Genomic DNA, 22,951 nt, shown 5'->3' on the forward strand with positions numbered 1-22,951 from the left:
CCTCCTTGTGTAATAAAATACTCTCTCAAGATATCATATTTAGACGGAAAAATATGTAGACTCCCTGTGGCTATTTACTAATGTTTTTTGGGAACATGTAACGTCCAAAAGCGTTGGTATAACTATCTTTCAATGAAAACGATCAGAAAAAATTGCTTTGTTTTCCTATTTTTTTCAATATTGCTAAATCGATAGACCTGTTTCAGCAAACGCTTTCCTTCTATATTTTCGAAATATGGGCTAGCTACTTCTACTGATTTTATGGATCAATCACGAAGGGGCAGTCCCGCAAAGTTTCGGAAAGCTACAAAAAAACATCACCCTATAACTTGTTTCTCTAACTAGAAAACCTGATATAGGGCGATGCTTTTTTATTACGATCATGGCTGCTCTTGTGTTCTACTTACTTAACAACTACTGATGCTTTGACTTCGCTTGTGCTTATTCTAATGGGTTGTTTATTGGTATCGTAAGCGACCACATGGAAGAAGGTTCCTACTTGTTTCAACTCTTCCACACCGCTGACATAGATACTATAGTTCCCGTCTGGGGCAACGCTACCTGTTCGGATGCTTTTTCCGTCTATCAGGATGGCAATACTAGCGGTTCCTACTGGTGCTTTTCCTCGAATATAAGCGGCTCCCATTTGATAGTTGGTGATGGAAAGCGGATCTGATAGAGTTGCAATAACGCTTCCTTGTGCTCCGATACTGACACTTCCCTGTGCGTCTACCGACTTGACGATAAATGTTGTACCGACAGTTTGGAGAAGATTGGTATCTTTCGCATAAATCTTGAAGGTGCCGTTTGGATTGATTTGACCATAACGGATCAACTTATTATCTTTGTCATAGAGGCCAATTTTCGTGGCTCCTTTTTCGACAATTCCTGTGATATAAGTTTGGCCTACCTGATATGGGGCAACAACTGGAGGGAGAATGCCGAGAACTGTACTCGTCACTTCTTTGCTCGCTTGATTGTTGGCATCTCGTGCGGTAACACTAAATGTTGTTCCTTTTTCTTTGAGCAGTGCGATATCGCCGGCATAAATGCTGTAACTACCGTCTGCCGCAATCGCCCCGTTTCGAATGTTTTTGCCATTAATCGCCAGTGTGATGCTCGTAGCTCCTGTTGGTGCCTTGCCTCGAATATAAGTGCTCGCTGCGTAATAATCGGCAATCGTCGGTGGGGCTAACGTGATCGAAGCTGTGGCTACTGTTCCTTTTGTCTCCTCACTCACCGCACCGGTGGCACTAAATGCTTTCACGGAGAATACGTCACCTGCCTGTTGAAGTGCCGCTTTATCTTTCGCTAAAATTTGATAGGTACCGTCTGTATTAATTTGTCCGTAGCGAAGGAGCGTCCCCGCTTTATCGTACAGACCGATTTTAGTAACATCTGTGGCGACGGTTCCGGTGACAAATTCTTGCCCTACTTGGTATGGTTTTAACGTTGGTGCCTGCACTTTCTGAACGGTCTCTTTGGCGGCTTCGCTCCAATGATTCGTCGCATCTTGTGCGACAATCTCAAACTCGGTTCCTACTTCTTTTAACGCGGGGATGTCATTGGCGTAAATACTAAAGCTACCATCGGCGTTGACATTCGCTACGCGTACATTTTTACCATCAATTTTTAGGGTGACCTTCAAAGCGCCTATAGGTGCTTTACCGCGAATATAGGCAACACCGGCATAATATGGCGTCACTGTTGGGGGCTCGACTCGGCCACTCACAACGGTTACTTCGACTGCGTCGCTTTCATTCTCGCCTTTGGCTTGGGTGATGCTTAAGGTCGTTCCTTCGGCTTGTTTAGGAATGACCACCGTGAACTGACCATTGGTGTTTACGTCGGCATGGCCGATTTCTTCCCCTTTGGCTTCCACACGAACAGTGGCGCCTGCCACGCCTTTTCCGGTAATGCGTGTACTGTTTTCGGACACGGTGCTAATATCGCTTGGCTTCGCTAATTTCACATAGACAACCGATTCTGTCACGGGACTTGTTTTCGTATTCTTGGTTTGTGTGAGACTGAGTACGGTTCCTTCGGCTTGCGCGGGAACGGTGATTTCAAAATGTCCTTGGTCATCGTTGACACCTGTTCCAATCGTCAACGTACCTGCTTTAATCGTGATGGTTGCTTTACTCGCGCCTTCTCCCGATACGGTGACATGAGATGTTGCCGTATGCAATTGGGCTTTGACTTTACCGAGCATGTCTAACCCCACGGGATAGACACTACTATATACATAAACCCCAATAAAGGTACTTCTAACCTCTAGTCTCTGGTTAGCGATGAGTTTAGGCACCGGTGTCCTCCAACGTCCTGTTGCATCTGTATTTACTGTTCCGCTGTACTTATCTGAAATCCATATATCCACTTTTGAATTGGGAGTCGCTAATCCTGTCATGCGTGTTTCACCTTCCATCAACTTCGATGTGATCGTTGGTTTTTCTTGGATGACAGTGTAAACTCCACTTTTACTACCTTGCGATTGATTGGCAAGCATTGCTTCCGCCTGCACATTGTCGCTAGCAGCTAATGGGGGAACCGTTGCTGTCCATCGACCAGTTTCATTGGCAGTCGTGGTTGCTGCGATATGCTTTTCAATGAACACCTTGACGGTAGCTCCTGGCGACGTGGTCCCTGTTATCCTCGTATCCTTTGCTGTCAAGGGGTCATCAATGGTGGGCTGGTCTGGTGCTATCGTGTAATTGTCGCTGACTTGATCCGTCGCGCCTATGGTAGCCTTAACCTGCATGGTTCCCCCTACCACTAATGGGGAGGAAAACCATGCTCTCCACTCTCCATTGTTCCTCGCTAAAGCATTCGCAATGACTTTACCTTCGACAAGAATTGCTATGCTTGCACCTGGTGATGTGGTTCCTGTTATCGTGAATAAGCCCCCAGCTATAGGAGAAGTGATTTCTGGTTTTTCTGGTGCGACGATATAATCATCGCTTTCTTGTGTTTGTGTGCCAAAAGTGGCCTGCAAACGGAGGACTTGGCCAGCTACTAATGCTGGGACAGTTACGCTAGTCTGCCCAGCTTGATCTGCTATGGTAGTGGCTATTATTTTGTTTTGCAACCATATTTCTACTTTGGCGCCTGGTACGGCTTGTCCTGTGATCATTGTTGCTTCTTTCGTTGTGAGCGTCGAGGTGATGCTTGGATTTTTGTGTGCAATGGTATACACATCGCTTTCTACTTGTTGGTTTCCGACCTCTGCCTTCACTTGTACTTTCTCACCAGCAATAAGGTCGCTCACGGTGTCTGTCCATTGCCCTGCAGCGGATGCAGTGACCGTAGATACCGTACTACCATTGATCAGGATGCCTATTTTCACGCCCGGTGTTGCGGTACCAGTTACTTTTGTTTCGCCAGCGCTTAGCATGGATGTGATACTTGGTTTTTCTGGTGTGACCGTGTGACGTGTACTTTCTGCGACTTGGTCATCGAAAGTGGTTGTCGCATAGACAATCTGATCGACTAGCAACGCAGGGACAGTCGCTTCCCATTGTCCTGCTTCATCAGCCGTAACAGTAGCTACCACACGATTTTGGATCAATACGTCGACATTCATACCAGGTGTCGCTGTCCCGCTGATTGTTTTGTTACCAATGTGCGTCGTCCCTGTTATTGTAGGGATCGCTTGTTTCATCGCGGGTATATCTGCTTTTTCTACGCGGTGCAAGCCTTCGCTCGTTAGTTGGTAGGTCACAACTTTATTGGTGGTTGGTAATTCCGCTTGACTGTCTTGGTTGACTATGCGCAACTGCTTGTCACCTGCTTCATGGTAAACCGTAATATAATCGCCAATCGCTAGGTTCACTGTTTTTTTAGATTCCGCATAGTTCGTTGTACCATTATAATTTCGCTCATATTTCTTGATGCCTGTGCCACTTTGAATCAAAATGGCGGCATATTTTTCTGGGAAGTTTAGATTGGGTTTTCCCACTTCTGTATCTATGGTCGCTTGTTTCTTTGGAATATCTACTTGCATCGTCGCAAACGGTGTGTCATCGGTACGTTTGAATGTAAAGTCGAACGTGTCACCATAATGCAGGGCGGAAGATAGAATCGGTGCATATTTTTCCAAATATTCGCCTTTGAATGGTTCATTGAGCAGATCGATCGCGAGTTCTAAGCTCTTCTTTTCTGTTGACTGGATAAATGGGGTGGCTTTCAACGTTTCATCCTGCATGATGCGCTGTCCTTCTTTATCAATTTTACGGATCAAGTCTTGTTCTGGATCATTTTTTAGTTGATCGTTTTTCAGACCCCATTTCGTCATGATGAGCACATTATCTTTATTTTTGACAAGGATAGGCTCTGTCGAAGTTAGACGAGATGGTTCTGCGTGGTAAATTTCTATTTTATCGCCTGCTTCAACTGGCAGCACTTTCGTTTCCGTTGTGGCATTGGACCCCGTAGCTTCTTTTTTATACACGAGATCGCCTTTTGCATTGATAATTTTTACACCGACATAAACGCTGCTTCCAAAATAAGAATGCGGGGTGGTTGTTGTAATGGCAACTGTCACTTGATGCTTCGCTAAATCGCTTTGAATATAACCAACTTCTTTATCACCTAGTCCTTTCATCATTATTTTTTGTGTTGTTAAATTGGTTGGATTAAGTTGTTGTAATGCTGGTATCGTTAATTGATTTTGAGCTCCTTTCACATACGCATAATATTGCGGTACTTCGTAGGATGTCATTGCATCTCCTAAAAATTCGACGGTGTATATACCATTTGGTACATGATGAAATGCCACATCTTGCCCTTTGATCATTTGTTCTTGGACAACTTTTTTGCCATCCTTGAGTAAAATTTTAGTGCCTTTTAGATGCACCACGTTGGCTTCATTTAATTTTATTGTTAATGCACCTTTCAATCCTAATGATGCAATTTCTTGATTTGTTACCATTTCAAAATTAGAATTAATTAAAGTCGTTGGGTCTATTAAAGCACGTGCGGCAAGCAAATGGCTTTCTGGAACGACATCGGCCAATGATGCCACTGCCTTGTAACCTCGCGCTCTATTGATGCTTACTTGTTTGGCCGGCATCTTAAAGCCCCAACGTTCTAAGACTGGTGAAAAATCAAATCCGCTGTACTCGCTATAGTAACGATTTAGCTCATTTGGCAAGAAATAAGAACCTTCATTATATCCTGGCTGATTTGCTTCCAAGCGGTAACCTTGATACATTTTTGCAAAAGCCTCAGTCCCTGCTTTTTGTAGTAACAACATGTGCAAAATTAATTTTTCACGCAGGCCGACAGATTCATAGGTTCCCGGATTTTTGATCATACTATCATATAGATCACTTTCTGTTTTAGCTTTGTTCCCGCCAAATAGCCAACCCGTACTATCTGCTTCCTTTTTGCCCATTTCTTGATACTCGAACGTTGCGCCAAATATATTATTAAATACTTCTCCAGTGTACATTCCACATCCATCCAGATATGTTTGATACCCGTGGGCTATTTCGTGAAGTGCCCCCCATCCCTTATAAAGCCATAAGTCTCCTTTTGGAGAGACGTGAACAGTCCAGTTCGGGCCATAATAGGCTAACGCTGCTGATGAGCCGTCTTTTCTCGCCTTCAAGAAATAGCGATTCTTCCCTGGTTTATTTGTTGGGGATGAATTATCAAAACCAGCCATTTTATTATTCAAAGTGAAAACTTTCTCATAATAATCAATCAATCCGTCTAAAGATGAGAAATCAGTTGGATATCGCGCTACTTCCTTACCAGCTTTAGGAAGGAATAGTTGAAAGTCTTTGCCTTTTATCAAACCATATTCACAATCATATTTATCCCATGTATTAAAAAATTGTTTTTCGCTGTCACCGTAATTATAAATCGGTAATGGCTTTTGAGGTTGATTACTTTCTACTTCATACTCAAGCTTTGGGTTCACTGTATTATATGGTGTTGTCACGAATGGAACGGTCGCTTCTGTGCTGCTAACCGTTACCCATTCAGAACCCACACTAACCGATCGTTCTATAGCAGCTGCATCACCAACCAGCCCTACAGTGATTTTACTTTTATAATCTGAGTTTACTTGTCTTACTTTGAGAACGGTATTGGGGCTTAAAATAAAACCTAAGTCCTGTCGATCATGATACTTTCCTTTATCTATGCCTGAATTAAATATCCAATCCTGTGGTGGTATACTGAATAAATCTTTTGTATGGATTTCTTCTGCATGTATTTTAGTTGCTCCGAACCCTAAAAATAGACATGCGATAAAGAAAGTTAGTAGTAATTTTTTCACGGCTTTCCTCCTTTTGTAATTAAATACTCTTTCAAAATAGCACATGTAGACAGAAAAATATGTAGACTCCCTGTGGCTATTTACAGTTGCTTTTTTCTGTTATGCAGAGTAAAGAAATGTTGGTACATCTCTATTTTGATGAAAACAAGCAGCAGAAATCGCGTTGTTTCCCTATTTTTTCAATATTTATAAATCGATAGACCTGTTTGAGCAAACGTTTTCTTTCTATATTTTTGAAATAAAGGATAGCTACTTCTACTAACTTTATGGATAAATCGCGAAGGTGCAGTCCCGCAAGATTTGGGAAGCAAAAAAAGCATCACCCTATAACTTGTTTCTCTAGATAGAAAACCTGATATAGGGCGATGCTTTTATATTACGACCATTGCTGCTCTTTTTAGTGAGCGTAGATTAAATTTGCACTTACTTAAGGACCACTGGTGCTTTGACTTCGCTTGTGCTTATTCTAATAGGTTGTTTATTGGTATCGTAAGCGACCACATGGAAGACAGTTCCTACTTGTTTCAACTCTTCCACACCGCTGACGTAGATACTGTAGTTCCCGTCTGGGGCAACACTACCTGTTCGGATACTTTTTCCGTCTATCAGGATGGCAATACTAGTAGAGCCTTCTGGGGCTTTACCTTTTATATACGCCGCTCCTACTTGATAGTTCGTGATCGTAAGGGGATCTGTTGGTATGGTGGCGCTGACTTTTCCTTGCGCTCCGATACTGACACTTCCCTGTGCGTCTATCGACTTGACGATAAATGTTGTACCGACAGTTTGGAGAAGATTGGTATCTTTCGCATAAATCTTGAAGGTGCCGTTTGGATTGATTTGACCATAACGGATCAACTTATTATCTTTGTCATAGAGGCCGATTTTCGTGGCTCCTTTTTCGACAATTCCTGTGATATAAGTTTGATCTGCCTGATACGGGGCAACAACTGGTGGCAGGATGCCAAGGACCGTACTCGTCACTTCTTTGCTCGCTTGATTGTTGGCATCTCGTGCGGTAACACTAAATGGTGTTCCTTTTTCTTTGAGCAGTGCGATATCGCCGGCATAAATACTGTAACTACCGTCTGCCGCAATCGCCCCGTTTCGAATGTTTTTGCCGTTAATCGCGAGCGTGATGCTGGTAGCTCCTGTTGGTGCTTTGCCTCGAATATAAGTGCTCGCTGCGTAATAATCGGCAATCGTTGGTGGGGCTAATGTCGCTGGTGGGGCTGTCACAATGCCTTTTGTCTCTTCACTCACCGCACCTATGGCATTAAATGCTTTCACGGAAAACGCATCGCCTGCCTGTTGAAGTGCCGCTTTATCTTTCGCTAAAATTTGATAGGTACCGTCTGTATTAATTTGTCCGTAGCGAAGGAGCGTCCCCGCTTTATCGTACAGACCGATTTTAGTAACATCTGTGGCGACGGTTCCGGTGACAAATTCTTGCCCTACTTGGTATGATTTTAACGTTGGTGCCTGCACTTTCTGAACGGTCCCTTTGGCGGCTTCGCTCCAATGATCCGTCGCATCTTGTGCGACAATCTCAAACTCGGTTCCTACTTCTTTTAACGCGGGGATGTCATTGGCGTAAATACTAAAGCTGCCATCGGCGTTGACATTCGCTACGCGTACATTTTTACCATCAATTTTTAGGGTGACCTTCAAAGCGCCTATAGGTGCTTTACCGCGAATATAGGCAACACCGGCATAATATGGCGTCACTGTTGGGGGCTCTATGTGGCCACTCACAACGGTGACCTCCACCGCGTCGCTTTCATTCTCGCCTTTGGCTTGGGTGATGCTTAAGGTCGTTCCTTCGGCTTGTTTAGGAATGACCACCGTGAACTGACCATTGGTGTTTACGTCGGCATGGCCGATTTCTTCCCCTTTGGCTTCCACGCGAACGGTGGCTTCTGCCACGCCTTTTCCGGTAATGCGTGTACTGTTTTCGGACACGGTGCTAATATCGCTTGGCTTCGCTAATTTCACATAGACAACCGATTCTGTCACGGGACTCGTTTGTGTATTCTTGGTTTGTGTGAGACTGAGTACGGTTCCTTCGGCTTGCGCGGGAACGGTGATTTCAAAATGCCCTTGGTCATCAGTGACACCTGTTCCAATCGTCAATGTACCTGCTTTAATCGTGATGGTTGCTTTACTCGCGCCTTCTCCCGATACGGTGACATGGGATGTTGCCGTATGCAATTGGGCTTTGACTTTAGCCAAATTATCTAAGCCTACTTGCACTTTGACCGCGTCTACATAGGCGCCAGCAATATAGGATCTAGGTTGCACGTTCTGGTTCGAAACAAGCGTTGGTACGGTGGCTTTCCAATGTCCAGTGGCATCTGTCAAGCCACTCGCAACGTTCTTCCCCTGAATCCATACATCCACCTTAGAATTAGGATCTGCTAATCCGGCCATTTGTGTTTCGCCTTCCACCAACTTCGATGTGACCGTCGGTTTCTCTTGAATGACCTTGTAGACATCGCTTTTTTGCGATTGATTCGCGAGGCTGGCTTCTGCCTGCACCTCATCGCTTGCCGTTAGTGCTGGGACGGTTGCCGTCCATTGGCCTGCATCATCCGCACTTACCGTGTCTACCAAGGTATTTTCAATGGATACTTGGACGGTGGCTTTTGGTGAGGTCGTTCCTTTGATGGTCGTATCCTTCGCTGTGAGGGGCGCTTGGATGATTGGTTTATCGGGTGCGACTGTATAGCTATCGCTGACTTGATCCGTCGCATCCATCGTCGCCTTGACCTGCACGGTTTGTCCGCCTATTAAAGCGGGGACGGTCGCTGTCCATTCGCCCTTATCATTGGCTGCACCTGTCGCCACCACGTTGCCTTGAACAAGCATCGCTACGACAGCTCCTGGGGAGGTAGTCCCGGTTAGCTTCGTTGCTTTTCCTACGACAGGAGACGTGATGGTTGGTTTTTCTGGTGCCACGACAAAGTCCTCACTGGTTTGTGTTTGTGTGCCAAATGTGGCCTGCAGGCGGATGGTTTGGCCAGCTGTCAAGGCTGGGATCGTTATGGTCACCTGTCCTGCTGGATTGGCCACCCCACTCACGATGGTTTTATTTTGCGTCGCTATTTCTACTTTAGCGCCGGGTACGGCTTGACCGGTGATCGTCGTTGCTTCTTTGGTAGTTAGCGTCGAGGTGATGCTTGGTTTTTTCGGTACAATGGTGTAGCTATCGCTTTCGACTTGTTGATTCCCTGCCACTACCTTGGCCTGTAGTTTTTGACCGGCGATGAGGGCACTGACGGTGCCTGTCCATTCGCCCGTCGCAGATGCCGTGACCGTCGATACGGTACTACCATTGATCGTGATGCCAACCTTGACGCCTGGGGACGCGGTGCCGGTGACTTTCGTTTCGCCAGCGCCTAACACTGATGTGAGGCTTGGTTTTTCTGGTGTCACCGTGTGATGCGTACTTTCTGCCACTTGGCCGTCCAAAGTCGTTTTCGCATAGACGACTTGATCGACTAGCAACGCCGGCACAGTGGTTTCCCATTGGCCGACTTCATTCGCCGTAGCCGTAGCGACCACGCGGTTTTGGATCACTACCTCGACACTCATGCCTGGGGTGGCTGTGCCGCTGAGTGTTTTGTCACCAATAGTCGTCTTCGCTGTAATGGTTGGTTCTGCTTGTTTCTGGGAAGGGACGTCTGCTTGTGGTACGCACTGCAAGCCTTCCCTCGTTACTTGGTAGGTTACCGCTTTATTGGTGGTTGATAGCGCGGCTTGACTGTCTTGATTAACAATGCGTAACTGCTTATCCCCTGCTGCATGATAAACCGTAATGTAGTCGCCCATTACTAAGTTCACTGTTTTTTGAGATTCCGTATAGTTCGTTGTTCCATGATAATTTTGCTCATATTTCTTGATGCCGGTGTCACTTTGAATCAAAATGGCGGCATATTTTTCTGCTGAGCTTAGATTTGGTTTGCCTGCTTCGGTATCTATGGTCGCTTGTTTTTTTGAAAGATCTACTTGCATTGTCGCAAATGGTGTCACATCGGTACGCTTGAATGTAAAATCGAAGGTGTCGCCATAGTGCAAGGCGGAAGATAGGATCGGCGCATATTTTTCCAAATATTCGCCCTTAAATGGTTCACTGAGTAAATCGATCGCCAGTTCTAAGTTTTTCTTTTCTGGGGACTGGATAAATGGGGTGGCTTTCAATCCTTCATTCTCCGTGATCCGTTTTCCTTCTGCATCAATTTTGCGAATCAAGTCTTGTTCTGGGTCATTTTTTAACTGTTCATTTCTCAATCCCCACTTCGTCATGAGGAGCACGTTATTTTTGTTATTTACCACAATCGGCTCTTTCGAGGTTAAACGAGATGGTTCCGCGTGGTAGATCTCCACTTTATCGCCCGGTTCAAATGGTAGCACTTTCGTTTCTGCTATAGCATTGGATCCAGTAGCTTCTTTTTCGTAGACGAGATCACCTTTTGCGTTGAAGATTTTTACACCAACATAAACACTGCTTCCAAAATAAGAATGCGGGCTGGATGTTGTAATGGCGACTGTTACTTGATGCTTCGCTACATCAGGTTGCAGATAGCCGATTTCTTTATCACTTAGCCCTTTAAATATTATTCTTTGAATGGCTAGGCTTGTTGGCGCAATTTGTTGTAAGGCTGGTATCGTTAATTCATTTTGTGCTTCCTTCACATATGCATAATATTGTGGTATTTCATAAGCACCCATCGCATTTCCTAAAAATTCAACGGTATAGATGCCGTTAGGTACGTGTTGAAACGCCACGTCTTGCCCTTTGATCATTTGTTCTTGGACAACTTTTTTGCCATCTTTGAGTAAAATTTTAGTGCCTTTTAGATGCGCCACGTCGGCTTCATTTAATTTGACGGTTAACGCGCCGTTCAAGCCTAATGACGCGATTTCTTGATTCGTTACCATTTCAAAACTCGAATTGAATACCGTTTTCGGATCGATTAAAGCACGTGCGGCTAGCAAATGGCTTTCTGGAACAACATCGGCCAACGACGCCACTGCCTGATAGCCTCGTGATCTGTTGATACTTACCTGTTTCGCTGGCATCTTGTATCCCCAGCGTTCAAGGACTGGTGTGAAATCGTATCCACTGTATTCGCTGTAGTACCGATTGAGTTCATTCGGTAAGAAATAAGAACCCGCTTGAAACCCATTATTTGTTTCTAAACGATAGCCTTGATACATTTTGGTGAATGCCTCAAAACCTGCTTTTTGTAGCATCGACAATTGTAACAGTGCTTGTTCACGTCTGCTGGCAGTTTCATACGTTCCTGGATTTTTGACCATGCTTTTATAGAGGTCGGCATCTGTCTTCACTTTGTTGCCATTGAATAACCAACCCGTAATATCGGCTTCTTTCTTGCCAATATCTTGATACTGGAATAATGTCGCAAATATATTATTAAATACTTCTCCCGTATACATACCGCGTCCATCCAAACCGGATTGATAGCCATGACCTATTTCGTGAATCGGACCCCATGTCTTCCCAATCCATCCACTACCGGTTGCAGAGACATAGGCGGTCCAGTCGCTACCATAATAGGCCGCCGCAGTTGATGGTCCGGTTTTGTTCGCCTTCAAGAAAAAGCGATTCGTTCCTGGTTTATTGGTAGGAGACGAATTATCGAATCCTGCTGTTTTATTATAAGAAACGAACACTTTCTCATAATAATCAATCACCCCGTCTAAAGATGGAAAACTTGTTGTATATCGCGCTAGGTTCTTACCAGCTTTCGGCAAAAACAGCTGAAAATCTTTACCTTTTATTAAACCATATTCACAATCGTATTTATCCCACGTGTTGAAAAATTGTTTTTCGCTGTCACCATAATTATAAATAGGTAATGGTTTTTGAGGTTCCTTACTTTCGACTTCATACTCGAGCTTCGGATTCACTGTGTCATATGGTGTCGTGGCAAATGGAACTGTTGCTTCTGTACTGCTAACCGTTTTCCATTCCGGTCCCGCATAAGCAACGCTCTGTGTAGTATCCGAATCGGAAAGTAGTCTGATAGTGACATTCCCCTTAAACTCTGGATTTACTTGTCTTACTTTGAGAACCGTGTTGGGGCTTAAAATAAAGCCTAGGTCCTGCCGGTCATGATACTTCCCTCTACTCATGCCCGAATTAAATATCCAATTCTGCGGTGGTATACTGAACATCTCTTTTGTATGGATTTCTTCCGCATGTATTTTAGTCGCTCCGAACCCTAAAAATAGACATGCGATAAAAAAAGTTAGTAGTAGCTTCTTCATGGTTTTCCTCCTTGTGTAATAAAATACTCTCTCAAGATATCATATTTAAGCGGAAAAATATGTAGACTCCCTGTGGCTATTTACTAATGTTTTTTGGAAACATATAACGCCCAAAAGCGTTGGTATAACTATCTTCCAATGAAAACGATCAGAAAAAATTGCTTTGTTTTCCTATTTTTTTCAATATTGCTAAATCGATAGACCTGTTTCAGCAAACGCTTTCCTTCTATATTTTCGAAATAAGGGCTAGCTACTTCTACTGATTTTGAGGATGCCATTCCACAAGATTTGAGAAAGCCACAATAAAACATCGACCTATAACTTGTTTCTCTACCTCTAGATAGAAAACCTGTTATAGATCGATGCTTTTTATGACCGCTCTTTCAGTGATTTATATCGCATTTCTACTTACTTGACAGCCACTGGTGCTTTGACTTCACTCGTGCTTATTCTGATTGGTTCCTTATTCATATCATAGGCAACTACATGGAAGACGGTTCCTATTAGTTTCAAGTCTTCCACACCGCTGACATAGATACTATAGTTACCATCAAGGGCAACACTACCTGTTCGGATGCTTTTTCCATCTATCAGAATAGCAATACTCTTTGTGCCTTCTGGGGCTTTGCCTTTTACATACGCTGCTCCTACTTGATAGTTTGTGATCGATAACGGACCTGGCAGGTGTGCAACGACATTCCCCAGAGCTGCGCTACTCACACTCCCCTTCGCATCTATCGCCTTGACAATAAACGTCGTTCCAACAGTTTGGAAAATGTTCGTGTCTTTCGCATAAATCTTGAAGGTGCCATCTGGATTGATTTGACCATAACGGATCAACTTATTATCTTTGTCATAGAGGCCAATTTTCGTGGCTCCTTTTTCGACAATTCCTGTGATATAAGTTTGATCTGCCTGATATGGCGCAACAACTGGTGGCAGGATGCCAAGGACCGTACTCGTTGCTTCTTTGCTCGCTTGATTGTTGGCATCTCGCGCGGTAACACTAAATGTTGTTCCTTTTTCTTTGAGCAGTGCGATATCGCCGGCATAAATACTGTAACTACCGTCTGCCGCAATCGCCCCGTTTCGAATGTTTTTGCCGTTAATCGCGAGCGTGATGCTGGTAGCTCCTGTTGGTGCCTTGCCTCGAATATAGGTGCTCGCTGCGTAATAATCGGCAATCGTTGGTGGGGCTAACATCACTGGTGGGGCTGTCACAATGCCTTTTGTCTCTTCACTCACCGCACCTATGGCATTAAATGCTTTCACGGAGAATACGTCGCCTACCTGTTGAAGTGCCGCTTTATCTTTCGCTAAAATTTGATAGGTACCGTCTGTATTAATTTGTCCGTAGCGAAGGAGCGTCCCCGCTTTATCGTACAGACCGATTTTAGTAACATCTGTGGCGACGGTTCCGGTGACAAATTCCTGCCCTGCTTGATACGGTTTCAAAGCTGGCGCTTGGACTGCTTGTACCGTACTTTCGGCTGCTTCACTTGTCTGATTGTGTGCATTTTGTGCGACAATCTCAAATTTAGTTCCTGCTTGTTTTAACGCGGGGATATCATTGGCGTAAATACTAAAAGTCCCATCCGCGTTGACGTTCACTGTGCGTATATTTTTGCCATCGATATTTAAGGTGACTTTCGTAGACCCTACCGCTGCTTTGCCACGAATGTAGGCGATACCAGTATAATATGGCGTTAGCGTTGGTGCTTCTAATCGACCACTCACAACGGTGACCTCCACTGCGTCGCTTTCATTGTCACCTTTTGCTTGTGTGATGCTCAATACGGTTCCTTCAGCTTGTTTCGGGATTGGGACAGTGAAATGACCGGTGGCATTGACTTTTGCGTGGCCGATTTCATGACCATTCGCTACTACGTGAACGGTCGCTTCTGCTGCTCCTTTTCCGGTAATGCTCGCACTATGTTCGGATACGGTGCTAATATCGCTTGGTTTCGCTAATTTCGCATAAACAACCGATTCTGTCACGGGACTCGTTTGTGTATTCTTGGTTTGTGTGAGACTGAGTACGGTTCCTTCGGCTTGCGCGGGAACGGTGATTTCAAAATGCCCTTGGTCATCGGTGACACCTGTTCCAATCGTCAACGTACCTGCTTTAATCGTGATGGTTGCTTTACTCGCGCCTTCTCCCGATACGGTGACATGAGATGCTGCCTGATTTAATTTTGCTTTTACTCTAGCTAACTTATCTAGCCCTACGAAACTTTTAATACTATCTACATAGGCACCAGCCAAAAAGCCCCTGACTTGGATACTCTGGTTGGCCATAAGTTTAGGCACCGGTGATCTCCAACGCCCTGTTGCATCTGTAACTACGGTTTCAATATATTGGTTGGAAATCCATATATCTACTTTTGCATTGGGATTCGCAAGCCCTGTCAGAAGCGTCTCGCCTTCTACCAATTTAGATGTCACTACCGGCTTTTCTTGGATGACAGTGTAGACATCGCTTTTTTGTGATTGGTTGGCAATGGTCGCTTCCACTTGAACATCTTCAGCCGCTTGGAGTGCGGGAACTTTCGCGGTCCATCGTCCTGTTTCATTAGCCGTCGCGGTCGCTACGACATGGGTTTCAATGAACACCTTAACTGCAGCTCCTGGTGACGTGATCCCTGTGATCGTTGTATCCTTTGCTGTCAGTGGCGCTTGGATCGTTGGTTTGTCTGGTGCTACCGTATAGCTATCGCTTGTTTGATGCGTCGCACCCATCATCGCCTTCGCCTGCACGGTTTGCCCACCTATTAATGAGGGAACCGTTGCTTTCCATTCTCCGTTATCATTCGCTGAAACCGTTGTGATAACTTGACCTTGGATCAGGATTGCTACACTTGCGCCTCGGGAAGTTGTTCCTGTTATCGTGGTGGCCTTCCCTACGACTGGAGAGGTGATTTCTGGTTTTTCTGGTGCCACAACAAAGTCATCACTTTCTTGTGTTTGTGTGCCAAAAGTGGCTTGAAAACGGATAATTTGACCAGCTGTTAATGCTGGAATAGTCACCGTAGACTGTCCTGCTTGGTCTGCTACGGTAGTCGCTATTTTTTTATTTTGCGACCACACTTCTACTTTGGAGCCAGGTACGGCTTGTCCTGTAATCGTTGTTTCTTCTTTGGTAGTTAGCGTAGCGGCGATGGTCGGTTTTTTCGGTACAATTGTGTATATATCGCTGTCTGCTTGCTGCGTACCTGCGACCACCCTAGCCTGCACTTTCTGACCTGTGACAAGAGCGCTCACAGTGCTTGTCCATTGTCCTGTCGCCGATGCTGTAACCGTTGCTACCGTATTGCCATTGATCACAATGCCAACTTTGACGCTTGGCGAAGCGGTACCTGTGAGTTGCGTTTCGCCAGCGCTTATCATCGATGTGATGCTCGGTTTTTCTGGTGTGACGTTCTGACGTAAGCTTTCTGCCACTTGGCCATTGAAAGTAGTTTTCGCATAGATAACTTGATCGACTAGCAACGCAGGAACAGTGGCTTCCCATTGCCCTGCTTCATTGGCCGTAACAGTTGCTATCACGCGATTTTGGATCAGGATTTCGACACTGCTATCTGGTGTGGCCGTTCCACTTAGTGTTTTGCCACCAATATAGGTCGTACCTGTTATTTTAGGTGTGGCTTGCTTCACTGGTGGGATCGCTGCTTTTGGAACGCGCTCTAAGCCTTGGCTCGTTACTTGATACGTCACCTCTTTAGTCGTTGGCAAACTCGCTTGGCTGTCTTGATTCACGATGCCGAGCTGTTTGTCGCCAGCTTCATGGTAAACTGTAATATAGTCTCCAACCGCAAGATCGACTGTTTTTTGCGAAGCTGCATAGGTGGTTGTCCCATGATAATTTCGCTCATATTTCTTGATGCCTACTTCACTTTGAATCAAAATGGCGGCATATTTCTCTGGATAATTTGGATTTGGTTTTCCTGCCTTGGTGTCCACGATAGCTTGCTTCTTTAAAAGATCTACTTGCATCGTCGCAAATGGCGAGGCATCGGTGCGTTTGAATGTAAAATCAAAGGTGTCGCCATAGTGCATAGAAGATAAAATCGAGGAATACTTTTCCAAATACTCGCCTTTGAATGGTTCATTGAGTAGGTCGATAGCTAATGCTAAGTGCTTCTTCTCTGGTGACTGGATGAATGGAGTGGCTTTCAATCCTTCATCTTGCGTGATGCGCTGTCCTTCTGCATCAATTTTGCGTATTAAGTCTTGTTCCGGATTATTTTTTAGTTGTTCGTTTCTTAACCCCCATTTCGTCATCGTGAACACATTATTTTTGTCATTGAAAACAATAGGTTCTGTCGAAGTTAAACGAGATGGTTCGGCGTGGTAAATTTCGATTTTGTCGCCAGTTTCAAATGATAACACTTTCGTTTCAGTGGTAGCATTATTCCCAGTAGCTTCTTTTTCGTACACAAGATCACCTTTTGCATTGAAGATTTTTACACCAACGTAAACACTGGTTCCAAAATAAGAATGGGGGCTTGTTGTCGTAATCGCGACCGTCACTTGACGCTTCGCCACATCAGTTTGAACATAGCCGACTTGTTTATCACCCAGCCCTTTCATCATTATTTGTTGATTTATTAAATTGGTCGCCTTAATTTGCGGTAAAGCAGGTATCGTTAATTGATTTTGTGCTTCCTTCACATAGGCGTAATATTGTGGTACTTCGTAGGAGGACATCGCATCGCCTAAAAATTCGACAGTGTATATGCCATTGGGTACATGCGTAAACGCCACATCTTTCCCTCTAACCACCTGTTCTTGCACAATCTTTTTACCATCCTTGAGTAAAATTTTAGCGCCTTTTAGATTTGTCGCGTCCTCTGGGTTTAATTGGACGGTTAATTCGCCTTTCAACCCTAGTGGTGCAATTTCTTGATTGGCGACCATTTCAAAACTAGAATTGATTAAAGCCGTCGGATCAATTAAAGCTCGTGCGGCTAGCAAATGACTTTCTGGAACGACATCAGCTAAAGATGCCACTGCGCGGTAACCTCGCGCTCTGTTGATGCTCACTTGTTTCACCGGCAACTTATATCCCCAACGCTCTAAGACGGGCGTAAAATCATATCCGCTGTACTCACTGTAGTACCGATTGAGCTCGTTCGGCATGAAATAAGAGCCTGCACTATATCCTGGTTGATTTGCTTCTAGGCGGTAACCTTGATACATTTTTGTGAAAGCCTCCGTTCCTGCTTTTTGTAGTAGCATCATCTGTAAAATTAACTTGTCACGCAGGCCGACAGAATCATAGGTCCCTGGATTTTTGATCAAACGATTATATAAATCTGCATCTATCTTCGCTTTATTTCCATCAAATAGCCAACCCACACGATCGGCTTCCTTTTTGCCCATTTCTTGATACTGGAATGTTGCACCAAATATGTTATTAGAAACCTCTAAAGTGTTCATACCGCGCCCGTCAAGGCTCGTCTGATAACCATGGGCTATCTCGTGAAGGGCCAACCAAGAATTTCTACCGAACCATCCAATACCTGTAGGTGATACTTGAACGGTCCAATTAGTATTATAGTATCCCGCAATTCCTGCACTTCCGTCTTTTCTCGCCTTCAAGAAATAACGATTCTTTCCTAGCTGATTTGTTGGCGATGAATTATCCAACCCCGCCATTTTGTTATCCAAAGCGAAAACTTTCTCATAATAATCAATCAACCCGTCTAAAGATGGAAAGTTAGTAGTATATCGCGCTAATTCTTTACCAGCTTTAGGAACAAATAACTGAAAATCTTTACCTTGTATCAAACCATATTCACAATCATATTTATCCCACGTATTGAGAAATTGTTTTTCACTATCGCCATGATTATAGATGGGTAATGGCTTTTGAGGCTGATTACTTTCTACCTCATATTCGAGTTTTGGATTTGCTGCGTTATATGGTGTGGTAACAAATGGAACGGTCGCTTCTGTACTGCTAATCGTTGTCCACCCAGCACCTACATCAACAGATCGCTCTATCGCCTCAGCATCACCAATTAGCCTGAGCGTAACATTATTCTTAAACTCTGGATTTACCTGTCTTACTTTTAAAACCGTATCTGGGCTTAAAATAAAACCCAAGTCCTGTCGATCTTGATTCTTACCTTTATCCATACCTGAATTAAATATCCAATTCTGCGGTTCTAAACTGAATATATTCTTCGTATGGATTTCTTCTGCATGTATTTTAGTAGCTCCGAGCCCCAAAAATATACAGAAAATAAAGAAAGTTAGTAGTAACTTTTTCATCGTGTTCCTCCTTCAAATTAAAATACTCTCTCAAAATATCATATTTAGAATAAAAAATATGTAGACTAGCTGTGGCTTTTTACTGATGACTTAGTTAGGTGTACAGTATGGAGAAGCGTTGGTAAATCTCGATTTTAATAAGAAGAAAAAGAATAAGCTTTCTCATTTTCCTATTTTTTTCAATATTGGTAAATCGATAGACCTGATTTAGTAAACGCTTTCTTTCTATAATTCTTTAAACTACGAACTATTTACTTTCGATTATTTTACTCGTTCGTTCATTTCGAATAGCCCCAGCAATATGTTTCATACTTTTCATATACACATTTAAAAAAATGACTTATCCGTGAAAACGCTTTCCTTTCAAAAATCCCTCTATTATGTTAGCCTTACGGATACTTCTGGCTCTAAATAGTTGGTTTTTGTCTACAGATTTACGCAAATGATTGGTATAGAATGTAAGTTAGGAGATGGAGAAAATAAAAGTTGATGCGTTTTTGAAGCTGTTCATCCAAAGGAGTGAAACCATGTTAACAATTTGTGAATTTTTAACTACTTCCCCAGAATTAGCAAAAGAATATACCAAAAGAATTTCCTTTCAAAATAACGAAATTATTCATCGGTATGATTATGTGAAAAATAATCAGTTTATATTAATCGAAAAAGGTGTTGGAAAATTAGAATTTTACAGAAAAAGAAGATGGGAATTCGAAACTTTTATTACAGAAGATGAGTTTGCTGGCGTTGAAAACCTCCTTAATGCTAAAAAATATTCTTGTTCGATGAAATATCGAGTTGTCGGTGCCTCGGAAGGAAGTGCTCTTTTAGTAAATAAGGATTTCTTTCTGGATCATATGTACGCTGACCCCCTTATTTTTCATGCGGTACTGGAACATGTAGCCTTACGCCACATTTTAACCTCTCACAACTTCCGTGAGAAGAAATCACCTTTAAAACAGCGAGTAGCTGATCTCCTTCTAGAGTTTACGATTCTCACTACATTGCCAACAATCAATAACCAAATTGTTTTCCCCGATTATTTTTCCGAATCCATGCTCACTTCTGTACTTAGAGCGCCTTCTGACAACGTTATCGCCATCCTTGTGTTCCTAGAAGAACAACAAATAATTATTCGAGAACCCGTGTTTACAATTATCAATCCTGCACGGTTAAAACGTTTATCTAACCTTGATTTAGAGCTTTTCGAAGATACTACGGAACTGGTTTTTTAATGTATTTCTTCGCTACTGCCTGATAAACGGCTTTTTACATGCATACTAAAAGCGTCTCTAAAATTAGTTTTTATCCTAATTTTAGAGACGCTTTGTTTATTCTTGATGGCTTAGGATCTCTCGGTCATTTAAAGGTTGTACTTTACGGTTGTTGCCGTCGTAATACTTATTAAATGTTTCAATCTGTTGTTTTGAAACTTCTACCGGTGTTGCCATCACATACCATTCTACATTTTCAGTAAGCGGTGGGGTAGTTAATGAACCGAGGTAATGATAATACGATTTATTGCTCGGTAACATACTTGCTACATTGACGCTCTCTGCGGAAGGACTTTCCTTCCCTTTTTTTATGTGCTCTAAAACAGCTTGAAATCCTGGGTTCGCCTTTCCTTCTTTGAACAACACACCTACGACTGCTAAACGCCCTGCCTGTGATTGATTTACAAAATGCGCCTCAATAGGATAGTACTTGCCATCCACCGTATGCTCACTTTTAGCATGAAAATGGAATTGCTTTAGTTCAAACTTGCGCCCATTAATTTCAGCGATGCCATCATCATTCACCTGAATACTGTGTCCATTGTCTACTTGATCGAGTACTTTATCGTCGTAGTTTAGGCTGATATCTCCATTATCTCTCATTGGTTTTACGCTTGCTGTATCAATGTTAATGGGAGACTGATATTTCCCTGCCTCTACCTTCCAATCCGCCTGTTTAGCATAATCTAAGTGGCTTTCATGTGCGTCTGATGCTTTCTCCTTATCTGTTTTTGATTCTGTGTTATTGTTGCATCCAGATAAAGACATGCCCATCACGAGTAATACTCCTAGTAGTATCCTTTTTTTCATCAATATTGCTCCCTTTTTTTAAAATTATTTTGGCTGGATAGTCACATGTGTTTCACTGGTAGTGCCATTTTCATCAGAAGCTCTCACTGTAAACGTATCTCCAACGATCTGCAGTGCCGCTACACCGCTCACATAAATTCTAAATGTACCATCTGCATTGACTTGACCGTTACGGAGTAGTGTGTCAGCCTTATCATAGACACTGATTTTGGTCACCTCGTCAGACACGGTTCCTGTCACGTACGCTTGACCGGCACGATATGTGGCTACAACTGGTGCTGCTAATAATCCTTGTACCTTACCTGTCGCCACTTCGCTAAACTTACCATTAGCATCCTGCGCCACGACTTCAAATGTTGTTCCCACAATTTTCAGCGCCGCTACATCGTTGGCATAAATTCGGTAGCTACCATCTGCTGCGACGTCTACGGTTCGGATGTTTTTACCTGCAATTCTAAGCGTTACTTTCGCAGCTCCTGTTGGTGCTGTGCCACGAAGGTAGGTGGTTCCTACATAAAATGTTGTAATGCTGGGTGCTGCCAATTGGGCACTCACAACGGTGACTGTCACACTGTCACTTTCATCGCCGTCTTTTGTTTGATTAATTGTAAGCTCTGTTCCAACGGCTTGTGGTTTGATGATTACCTCGAAGTTTCCATCTGTGCCTACTTCCCCAGTTCCAATCTCCACTCCAGCCACTTTCACTTTAACAGCAGCTCCTGAATGGCCTTTCCCAGTCACTTTCGTACTATTTGTTGTTACCTCGCTGATCTCTGTTACTTTTTGGAGTCCTTTTACTACGACAATTTCTGTAGCTTCACTAACTGCACTCCCCTTCGTTTGGGTGATCTCTACACGCGTTCCTTCGACTTGTTTTGGAATAGTCACTTCAAATGCGCCGTTACTCCCCACTACACCACGACCGACCTCTGTTCCCTCTACTTTTACAACAACTGTAGCCCCTGCTACGCCTTTTCCGGTGACTTTCGTACTGTTTGTTGTTAATGTATTCAGGTCGACTGTTTTGTCGATATCTACTGTATAATCGATACTTTCTTTCACTTTATCGAATAACGTCGCTGTCACTTTTAATGTAGCTCCTGCTTCTAAAGGTGAAACAGTGGCAATCCAATCTCCTAAGCTATCAGCCTTTGTCGTGCCAATTTTCGTAGTTCCACTCCATAGTTCAACATTAGCTCCTCCAGCTGATTTTCCAGAAACAGTCGTGCTTCCACTGGCTAATTTGGATGTAATGGTTGGATTTACTGCTGCGCCAACATTCGTAAAATAGGATTGTTTCTGGTAATCCGACTCCATGTACATTTGCCCAATAGTATAAATGTACATTCCTTCTCGTAACGGCTCATCTAAATACGCTACCCATCGACCTGTTGCAGATGTTTTTACTTCTCGGCCTAAATCCCACTGTTTTACATAATCTCGAACCCGAACGAGCATGCCTGGTTCAGCTATACCCGAAATAACGCTATCGCCTTCCTCTGGCTCCTTCATAAGGATGGGGGCATTAAGTTTTGGTTTAACGACCTCTTCACGGTCTATGACTGTTCCATCCTGAAAAGTTGCTTTCATTTGCACCTTAGCGCCAGCACGTAGGGTAACATTGTTAACAATCCAATTACCTGCGTAGTCTGTATTCGTTGCAGTTACCCATCCTTGATTGTTATAATTAACTTGTATACGAGCCATCCCATTATAATTCGGATCACCGAACACCCCGCTTGTCCCAGTTATATTAGTTTGTCCGTCTCTTAGGGCAGAAATAATAGTTAAATAATGGTTATACCCTAACGTGGCACTGGTACTAGTACTGGTACTAATCTGATAACCGCCCCCAACCACCGTTCCTACTTTTGCATTAGTCGGGATAGTCGCTGCTTTGGCTATCGTTGCTTCTGCGCCTCCCCAAGATGTTCCTCCAACTATACAAATACACGTTCCTGCTAATAGTGTGGCTGTCGCTATTTTTGTTTTTAGTTTCATCATGATTCTCCTTTTT

General features: G+C 43.6%; 6 protein-coding genes. 1 reads left to right on the forward strand and 5 read right to left on the reverse strand.

Features of this window, described 5'->3' with window-relative positions:
* Positions 1 to 403 precede the first annotated feature (403 nt).
* The 3 genes from HCJ54_RS02100 to HCJ54_RS02110 form a co-directional block, all read right to left on the reverse strand.
* Positions 404 to 6,283 carry an Ig-like domain-containing protein gene (locus tag HCJ54_RS02100; protein ID WP_187136449.1) on the reverse strand — a complete coding sequence of 1,960 codons (5,880 nt, stop codon included), beginning with the start codon at positions 6,281 to 6,283 and terminating at the stop codon, positions 404 to 406.
* Between the two features lie 423 nt (positions 6,284 to 6,706).
* Positions 6,707 to 12,577 carry an Ig-like domain-containing protein gene (locus HCJ54_RS02105; RefSeq protein WP_187136450.1) on the reverse strand — a complete coding sequence of 1,957 codons (5,871 nt, stop codon included), beginning with the start codon at positions 12,575 to 12,577 and terminating at the stop codon, positions 6,707 to 6,709.
* 408 nt (positions 12,578 to 12,985) lie between these two features.
* Entirely contained in the window at positions 12,986 to 18,853 is a 5,868-nt protein-coding gene (locus HCJ54_RS02110) for an Ig-like domain-containing protein (protein ID WP_187136451.1), read from the reverse strand.
* 470 nt (positions 18,854 to 19,323) lie between these two features.
* On the opposite strand from HCJ54_RS02110, the gene HCJ54_RS02115 reads away from it, so the two are divergent.
* Complete coding sequence (locus HCJ54_RS02115) at positions 19,324 to 20,085, forward strand: cyclic nucleotide-binding domain-containing protein (RefSeq protein WP_187136452.1); 762 nt, start codon at positions 19,324 to 19,326, stop codon at positions 20,083 to 20,085.
* Between the two features lie 96 nt (positions 20,086 to 20,181).
* Here HCJ54_RS02115 and HCJ54_RS02120 read toward each other — a convergent pair whose 3' ends face one another.
* Both HCJ54_RS02120 and HCJ54_RS02125 read right to left on the reverse strand, forming a co-directional pair.
* Entirely contained in the window at positions 20,182 to 20,934 is a 753-nt protein-coding gene (locus HCJ54_RS02120; RefSeq protein WP_187136453.1) for a carbonic anhydrase, read from the reverse strand.
* A gap of 24 nt (positions 20,935 to 20,958) precedes the next feature.
* Entirely contained in the window at positions 20,959 to 22,938 is a 1,980-nt protein-coding gene (locus HCJ54_RS02125) for an Ig-like domain-containing protein (RefSeq protein WP_187136454.1), read from the reverse strand.
* Positions 22,939 to 22,951: the final 13 nt, after the last annotated feature.

Source organism: Listeria grandensis (assembly GCF_014322885.1).
Lineage (GTDB): Bacteria > Bacillota > Bacilli > Lactobacillales > Listeriaceae > Listeria_A > Listeria_A grandensis.